Source organism: Occallatibacter sp., assembly GCF_049582745.1.
Classification (GTDB): Bacteria; Acidobacteriota; Terriglobia; order Terriglobales; family Acidobacteriaceae; genus Telmatobacter.
The window spans coordinates 24,022-32,185 of sequence record NZ_JBAUUO010000114.1; the positions used below are offsets into that span (position 1 = coordinate 24,022).

An 8,164-nucleotide genomic window follows, 5' to 3' on the forward strand; every position below is an offset into this window, starting at 1 on the left:
TGAATGGTTCTACCTTCCGTCCTGAATCTTGTCCGTCGCTGCATCAAGAATAACTGCAGGTTCCCTTCGGCTTCGCTCAGGGCAGGCTCTCCGCTCCCTCCGGTCGGTCGGAATGACAACTTGTGACGAGCTATTTGCCGCTCGCCATCAATTTGCGGATGGGGTCGTTGTCGGCGTAGACGCGCCATTCGGCGACGAGGCCGTCTTCGATGAGGGCGCGGATGGCGATGGGGGTTTGCCAGCGGTTTTCGGGATTGAGCTTTCCGTCGCGGGTTAAGGTTCCTGAGGCGATGCCGAGCATGAGGACGACTGGATCGGCAGGGTAGAACTCCTCGATTGCTACCGAATAGTCGGGGACCATGCGGAAATAGGCGGCCCAGCCTTCGCGCATTCTTTCGCGGCCTTCGACGGTGTTGCCGAGCGAGTCAATAAAGCGGTGGGCGGGGGCCATGAGCTCGGCCAGGCGGTCGACATCCTGCCGGTTAATGGCGCGCAGGAATGCCTGGGCGATGGACTCCGCGGAGTGGCCGATGGATTCCATGAGGTTGCTCCTGAAGCCATTTTAGAGCTTGCTTCTTTGGCGTTGCCATGCGAGTCCCGGGGCTAAGCCCGCCAGTTTTATCGCCACTATTCGTAGGGCTAAAGCCCCACGCTCCCTCCGTCCCACAAGGTCTTGAAGGAGAGCCGGGGCCGACGGAACCGTTGTTCCCGGAGAAACGTATCTTGACCCAGGCGCTTCAATTAGGGCTCGGGAGCGGCGAGCCAATCCAGGGGTGCGGCGTCGAACGATTATGCAAAGCTTTACCGACACGCTGAGCGAGGTATTCCGGGCGATCGCGGCGAACAAGCTGCGCAGCTTTCTGACCATGTTCGGGATTGCGTGGGGAGTAGGTTCGCTGCTGGTGCTTGTGGGTCTGGGCGAGGGGTTCCGCTCGGGGCAGCATCGCAACCTGGAGAAGATGGGGAACGACCTGGTAATGATGTGGAACGGGACCATCCCCGCTGTAGCCAACCAGCACACGGGGATGCGTCCTTACCAGCTGACGATGGGCGACGCGGAGGCTGTGACGAAGTTGCCGGAGTTACGCGCCGTTACGGTGGAGCTGTCGCGTTCCGATCTTTATGAAGTGAGCCAGTTCAGCAACACCTCGAGCCACGTGCTTGGCGTTTGGCCCAACTACACCGTAGTGCGCTACATTCCGATGGCGCAGGGGCGGTTCATCGACGACATGGACGTGAGCGATCGCCGGCGCGTGGCGGTGCTGGGCGCGAAGGCAGCTCTGCTCTTGTTTCCGGGGCGGCCGATGGTGGGCGAGACGATCACCATCAACGGCACCGACTTCAAGGTTGTGGGAGCGGTGGACAAGATCAGCCGCGGCAACAACGACTACGACGACCAGAAGCTTTACATTCCTGTTACGACGATGCAGGAGCTGTATCCGCTGAAGGGCGACAACATCGCGCAGGATGCGCTGACGTCGATCCAGTACCAGCCGACGAAGCCCGGGGATGCGACCGCGGCAGTTGCGGCGGTGCATCGCGTGATTGCCGAACGGCACGGATTTGATTCATCGATGAAGGACGCCTTTCAGGAGTGGGACACCATCAAGGAGATGAAGATGGTGGGCGCGATCTTCAATGCGATGGATATTTTTCTGGGTGGTGTGGGGATTGTGACGCTCGGACTGGGCGCGGTGGGGATTATCAACATCATGCTGGTGTCGGTGTCGGAACGTACGAGCGAGATCGGTTTGCGTAAGGCGCTGGGCGCGACGAAGAGAAGTATCCTGGGGCAGTTTTTCTGGGAAGGGTTGTTGCTGACGGCGGTAAGCGGTGCGATTGGCATTGCGGCGTCGGCGGGGCTGATGGGCCTTTTGCAGGCGCTTCTGACGGGCCAGATGCCGGGCTGGGATCCGCCGAGGCTGGTGCCATGGTCGGCGGCGCTGGCGATGGGGACCTTGATTTTGTGCGGGATTGCGGCGGGATTGTATCCGGCGAGCAAAGCGGCGCAGATGGATCCGGTGGAAGCGTTGAGAAAAGATTGAACAGAAGCTGTCAGCCGTCAGCCTTCAGCTTTCGGGCTCGGCAGTGAAGGTTGACACGGTTTTCAACTGATGGCTGAGAGCTGAAGGCTGCTGGCTGGGAGCGAAGATGCTGAAGGACATTTTTGGACAGGCTTGGGAGGCGATGATTTACAACCGCCGGCGCACGGCCATCACGATGATCGGGATGGCGTGGGGGATTGCGACGGTGGTGCTGCTGCTGGCCTATGGAGCGGGATTCAGCCGGGCGATCGAGGCGATTTTTGCGCAGTGGGGCACGAACATTATCGGCGTCTTTCCGGGGCGGACGAGCGAGCAGGCGGGCGGCGAGAAGTCCGGCGTGAAGGTGCAGTTTACGCAGGACGATGTGGACCGCATCATCGCCAGCGTACCGGGAATCAATCACATTTCTCCGGCGGTGTATAAGGATGTGACCGTGCAGGACGATTTGCACTCGTTTACCTGGACGGTGAATGGCGTGATGCCGGTGTTTCAGGACATCTGGAAGCTGGACACCGATGCGGGGCGGTTCTTCAACGGGCAGGAGGAGGAACAGCGCGCGCATGTGTGCGTAATCGGTTCGGAGTCGAAGACGAAGCTCTTCTCGGGCGGATGGGCAGTGGGGCAGACAATTCGTTTGAATGGCGTTCTGTTCACGATTGTGGGAGTGCTCAACCCGAAGATGCAGGAGGGCGAGGACAATGATCGCAACCGGCAGATTTATGTGCCGTTCAGCACGATGAGCGACCTGACCGATACGAAGTACCTGGGTGGGATATGGTTCAACTACCAGGGAAATTACTTGATGACCGAGCAGAACATGCGGAACGTGCTGGGGGCGGCGCATCACTTCAGGGCATCGGACCACAACGCAATTTACGTTGCGAATCTGATGACGGAACTGCATCAATTCAGCATTCTGTCACTGGCGCTGCAGGTGCTGCTTTCGCTGGTGGGCGCGCTCACGCTGGGGATTGCGGGCATTGGGCTGATGAACATCATGCTGGTGGCGGTGCAGCAGCGAACGCGCGAGATCGGCGTGGAAAAAGCCCTGGGTGCGCAGAGACGCCACATTCTGACACAGTTCCTGTCAGAGGCGATGGTGATTACGGGTGTTGGCGGGGCGGGGGGCATCGCGCTGGCCTATCTTGTTTCGCTGCTGGTGGGGCGGATTCCGTTTTACAGCGAACTGGCGCTGCATGCGCAAGACGCGGACATTCAACTGCTGATTTCGCCGACGTCGGTCATTGTGGCGACGTCGATCCTGATCGTGACGGGTCTGGTGAGCGGGATGATTCCGGCGATTCGCGCGGCGAACCTGGATCCGATTGAGGCGCTGCGGTACGAATAGGACAGGGGCCAGGGACTAGGGACAGAGGGACCAGGGACAGAGGGAGCAGGGGCTGAGGAACTATAGATCTGGGAACACGACGTGTTCTGGCGATCAATCGCGTGGTCGGAATTTGATTTCCAGAGAGTTTGTTTATTGAGAATATTTTTGGTTCACAACAACGATTGAAAATGAGCGGTGTATTCGACTGGCAACGGATTCTACGGGGCTGCATCAGAATCCTGCACGGTCTCAGTGTTGCCGAGCGGCGGCCGGCAGGACACCAATCACCACCTAGTTAATCGAACTCGAAAATGTGCTGATGGATATTTGACAGGCGTTGAAGCGAAGCTACACGGGGGCGAGGGCGTCGACAACGGGGACTCCGGGGGGCGGAGTGAAGTGGAACGTTGCCGGCGGGATGGGGACGTTGGGCTGTTCGCCGGTGAAGGTGAAGCGGGTATCGGCGCCGTCGGTTTCCTGAATGTCGATGGCGGTGATGACGCCTTCGGGGGTGACGGTGAGGGTGAGGCGCTGGACGCGCTGTTGCTGACCATGAGGGATGCCGGCGAGGGTGAATGTGCCGTTGGCGGCGGGCGTTGCGGTGAGGTGGTCGATTTCCTTTTCAAGCTTGGTGTGGCCGAGCAGGAAGCGCAGGGGGGAGCGAAAATCGTCGAGCTGTTTGGCGGCCATGCGCTGCACTTGCGGGTCGCCATTGGTGTAGAACCATGCGAACTTGCCATCGAGTAGAAAGAGTTTGCCGGAGGGGTTGGAGTAGTCCCAGCGCATGCGGCCGGGCTTGAGGAGCAGGAGGGTTCCGCTCTCGGAACGGGAGCGGCCGAGGCCCGCGTAGTCCTCAGTGAAGTGGGCTTTGAGGGAGTGGAGCTGGTTGTAGTGGCGGTCGGCGCGCTGGGCGAGGTCGTGGGCGGTGGGTTGCTGGGCTTCGACTGCCGAGAAGGACAGAAAAGAAAAGGCAAGAAGCAGGAGCTTGATTAGATTATGCTTTCCCACCCAAGCCGCAGAAGACGCGGCTTGGATGGGGCACCCAGATTCTGGTGATTGAAAATTCCCGAAAGACAAAAGCAGGTCCTTCGACTCCGCTACGCTTCGCTCAGGATGACGGCTTGAATAAGACAAAAGCAGGTCCCCTTCGGCAAGCTCAGGGCAGGCTCTCGACTTGGTCGCTTTGCGGCCTTCGCTCAGGATGACAACGTTGCCATTTCTGCTGTTGCTGTGGGTCATTGCACCATCTGGGTGCAGTTGGTGCCGCCGGCGGGGTCCATCTTGATGGGGCCGCCGGATTCGACGCAGAAGCCGCGGTCGCCGGTTTTGCCGGGGGTGGCGGGGATGGCGGTGAGGGTATAGCCGGTGATGCGGTCGGTGTTATTGACCGTCACCTTGGTGCAGTTGGTGATGTTGAAGATGTAGCCGTCCTTGATGCCGGTGGTGAGCTGGCCGCTGAGGAGCTGGGCGGAGGTGGGGGATGGCGGTCCGGAGGAGGCTTCTCCGGCGAGCGCCTGGAGTGTGCAGGCAAATCCGTTGACGGGGTAATTGGTCGCGTACATCGATTGCGCCTGCTCGATGGTTTGCAGGGATTTTTGCGCGGAGACTTCGTCGGTATGTTTCCGGATGGTGTTCGCGGTGGGAATGGCGATGAGCATCAGGATGACGATGATGGAGATGACGATGAGCAGTTCCATCAGCGTGAAGCCGGAAGAAGTTGCGCGGCTGCGCGCGCGGCGCGGTGCGGCGAAGATTGGATACGAGCAATTCATGTGAACCCCATGCCCTCAGGGAGCAGACAGACGCACTGCCGCCCCCGAGAAAATCCTACAACCTACAGACGCGGAAGGGAAATGGAACGCTCGGAATCCTGCGGAGCAGGATTCCGAGCTAGTTCAGAGTTCTAAGTTCGAAGTTTTGAGTTGAAAACCAAAACCCGCCGGGTCAGCCGAAGGCGTGAGCTGTGAACTCACAACTTCGAACTTAGAACTGTTTTTCAGCACACCAGGCGGTCGCGGTTGAGTTTGATGCCGGTCAGGCGGCCCAGAAGCGTGACGGCGATGCGATCAGGAACGAAGAGGCGCTGGGCCATGGCCTGAATTTGTTCGGCGGTCACGGCTTCGATGCGGACGATGACTTCGTCGGCGGTGAAGAACTGGTGGAAGTACATCTCCTGGCGCGCCAGGTTGGCCATGCGCGAGTTGGAGCTTTCAAGGCCCATGAGAATGTTGCCCTTGAGCTGATCCTTGGCACGGGTGAGTTCTTCATCGCTGAGGGGGACTTCCTTGAGGTTGCGGAACTCGGCGAGGATGAGGTCTATGCACTCAAGAGCCTTGTTTGCGGAAGTGCCGGCGTAGACGCAGAGAGAGCCGGTGTCGCTGTAGGGGCTCAGGTCAGAGTAGATGGCGTAGGCCAACCCACGCTCTTCACGGATGGTCTGGAAGAGGCGGGAGCTCATGCCGCTGCCGAGGATGGTGTTGAGGATCAGCGTGGCGTAGCGGTTGTCGTCAGTAATGGGCGGCGCGGGCACGCCGAGGCAGAGTTGGACCTGCTCGAGGGATTTCTTGTTCTGGAGCAGGATGCGTGCGGTAGCCAGCGGCGTTTGCATCTCATGCACGGCTTCGCCGGGCAGCAGGGGAGCGAACTTATCGGCAACGGCCTGGACGAACTGGTCGTGCTCGAGGTCGCCGGCCGCGGAAAACACCATGTTACCGCCGCGGAAGCTGCCGGTGTGGTAGTCGATGAGCTTCTGTTGATCGAGGCGGCCGACAGTCTTGGTGGTTCCGAGGATCGGTTTGCCGAGGGGATGGTCTTTCCAGAAGTTCTGCGTGAAGAGCTCGTGGACGAGGACGTCGGGATTGTCTTCGTCGATCTTGATTTCTTCGAGGATGACGCCGCGCTCGCGCTCAATTTCGGTGGAAGCGAAGACGGGATTGAGAACGAGATCGGCGAGCACGTCGAGGGCGATGGGAACGTGGTTGGCGAGAGATTTGACGTTGAAGCAGATGGTTTCTTTTCCGGTAAAGGCGTCGAGGTTGCCGCCGATGGAGTCCATTTCGCGGGCGATGTTCAGGGCGGAGCGGGAACGTGTGCCTTTGAAGACCATGTGCTCTACGAAGTGGGAGATGCCATTGATTTCGGCGGTTTCGCAGCGGGAACCGGATTTGATCCAGACGCCCATGGCCACGGAGCGGAGGTGTTCCATGCGCTCGGTGAGAACAATGAGGCCGTTCGGTAATACAGTACGGCGAAGGTTACGTTGATTTGTCATCGTCACTCGGTCTTCTTCGATTTTAGGCGACAGGAAGTAGGACGGTCGTGGTTCGCCGTCCGCGATCAAACGCAAAACAATTGACGCTTTACCGGAAAGATCGCGGGAGGCTGCAAGGGATGTAGAAATGCTCTATGCTGGGCGCAGCCGTGACCGCAAACTCACAACTAGTTCCATTAGACGCCAAGAACAGGCTCGGCGGAAGCCTGCGAAGTTTATTTGGCATGAATACGGCGGAGCTGGCTGAGTGGATGGTGGGTCTGGGAGAACCGAAGTGGCGCGGGAGGCAGATGGCGGAGGCCATCTATCGCCAAAGGATTGTTGAGGTTGAGGGGATTACGACGCTGTCGAAGGCGCTCCGGCAGAAACTTGATGTGGAGGGCTGGCAGGTGGGCCGGCCGCGGATTGCGCAGGTTTTCACCTCAGTGGATGGGACGGAGCGGTACCTGGTGCAGGGGCAGGGCGTCGACGGGCTGACGGTGGAGACGGTGTGGATGCCGGAGGGGGATGGGGGCGAGTCGGGGGATGGGAGCGAGGATGACGAGGGAAAAGCAGATCCTTCGGCTGCGCCCGCGGCGCGGGCTTCGCTCAGGAGGGCGACGATTTGTGTTTCGAGCCAGGTGGGATGCGCGGTGAACTGCCAGTTTTGCCTGACGGCGAAGCTGGGGCTGCAGCGGAATCTTTCGGTGGGGGAGATTGCGGGGCAGGTGGTTGCGGTGCTCGACCGGCACGGCGTGGAGGTGGGCAGGGAGCGCGTGAACCTGGTGTTCATGGGGATGGGCGAGCCGTTTTTGAACTACGAGAATTTCATGGGTGCGGTGCGGCTGCTGGTGGAGGAGGTTGGGTTGAGTCCGCAACGGATGACGGTGTCGACGTCAGGGATTGTGCCGGGGATCGAAAGGTTCGCAGAGGAGCCGCCGGAGATCAGGCCGAAGCTGGCGATCAGTTTGAATGCTCCGAATGATGAGGTGCGCAGCGCGGTGATGCCGATCAATCGCAAGTGGCCGATTGAGGCGGTAGTGGATGCAGTGCGGGGGGTGAGACTGCGAACGCGGGAGCGGATCACGTTTGAGTATGTGCTGCTGGGTGGCGTGACGGATCGACCGGAACATGCAACGGAGGTTGCGCGACTGGTGCGGCGGACGGGGTTGCCGGCGAAGGTGAATTTGATTGCGTGGAATCCGGGTCCGGGGATTGCGTTTGCGATGCCGGAGCCGGGTGCGGTGGAAGCTTTTCGGCGCGCGCTGAGTGCCGAAGGCGTGCCGGCGTATCTGCGGCGTCCGCGAGGGCGGGATATCTATGCGGCTTGCGGGCAGTTGAAGAGGACGGTGGAGGGGTGAGAGCGCAGGTGGATTCAGTTTTGCGGTTATGTCCGGGTTGACGGTGATCTGCCGTGCGCCGGGATAAACCGACATGTTGTAGGGGTGCAAGTCCCTGCAGGAAAGGAAATAGCGAATCCATCCTGACCTCTAGTCTTGCGTGACACATCGCGAGGTGTGTGGCGAAGCGTAGATCGAG

The 8,164-nt window shown here is 59.9% G+C and carries 7 protein-coding genes; 3 read left to right on the plus strand and 4 right to left on the minus strand.

Translation table 11 applies throughout. The features are described from left to right. Positions 1–130: 130 nt before the first annotated feature. Entirely contained in the window at positions 131–541 is a 411-nt protein-coding gene (locus WCA10_RS16920; RefSeq protein ID WP_472823688.1) for a nuclear transport factor 2 family protein, read from the minus strand. Positions 542–791: 250 nt separating this feature from the next. Between WCA10_RS16920 and WCA10_RS16925 the strand changes: the two genes are divergently transcribed. Together WCA10_RS16925 and WCA10_RS16930 are read left to right on the plus strand one after the other, a co-directional pair. Beyond that, positions 792–2,045 (plus strand): ABC transporter permease, encoded by a 1,254-nt coding sequence (locus WCA10_RS16925; protein WP_472823689.1) that lies wholly within the window; start codon positions 792–794, stop codon positions 2,043–2,045. A gap of 106 nt (positions 2,046–2,151) precedes the next feature. Next, positions 2,152–3,393: an ABC transporter permease gene (locus WCA10_RS16930; RefSeq protein ID WP_472823690.1), complete on the plus strand. Its 1,242-nt coding sequence runs from the start codon at positions 2,152–2,154 to the stop codon at positions 3,391–3,393. A gap of 330 nt (positions 3,394–3,723) precedes the next feature. Here WCA10_RS16930 and WCA10_RS16935 read toward each other — a convergent pair whose 3' ends face one another. The 3 genes from WCA10_RS16935 to WCA10_RS16945 form a co-directional block, all read right to left on the minus strand. Continuing rightward, on the minus strand, positions 3,724–4,614 hold the full coding sequence (locus tag WCA10_RS16935) for a LolA family protein (RefSeq protein WP_472823691.1): 891 nt from the start codon (positions 4,612–4,614) through the stop codon (positions 3,724–3,726). Next, on the minus strand, positions 4,611–5,147 hold the full coding sequence (locus WCA10_RS16940; protein WP_472823692.1) for a prepilin-type N-terminal cleavage/methylation domain-containing protein: 537 nt from the start codon (positions 5,145–5,147) through the stop codon (positions 4,611–4,613). Before WCA10_RS16940 ends, WCA10_RS16935 begins: the two co-directional genes overlap by 4 nt. A gap of 224 nt (positions 5,148–5,371) precedes the next feature. Then, entirely contained in the window at positions 5,372–6,646 is a 1,275-nt protein-coding gene (locus WCA10_RS16945) for a M16 family metallopeptidase (RefSeq protein WP_472823693.1), read from the minus strand. Positions 6,647–6,870: 224 nt separating this feature from the next. Here WCA10_RS16945 and rlmN point away from each other — a divergent pair, with 224 nt between their 5' ends. Next, the gene (gene rlmN / locus WCA10_RS16950) at positions 6,871–7,986 is read left to right on the plus strand and encodes a dual-specificity RNA methyltransferase RlmN (protein WP_472823694.1); all 1,116 of its coding nucleotides are present in this window, start codon (positions 6,871–6,873) and stop codon (positions 7,984–7,986) included. Positions 7,987–8,164 lie beyond the last annotated feature (178 nt).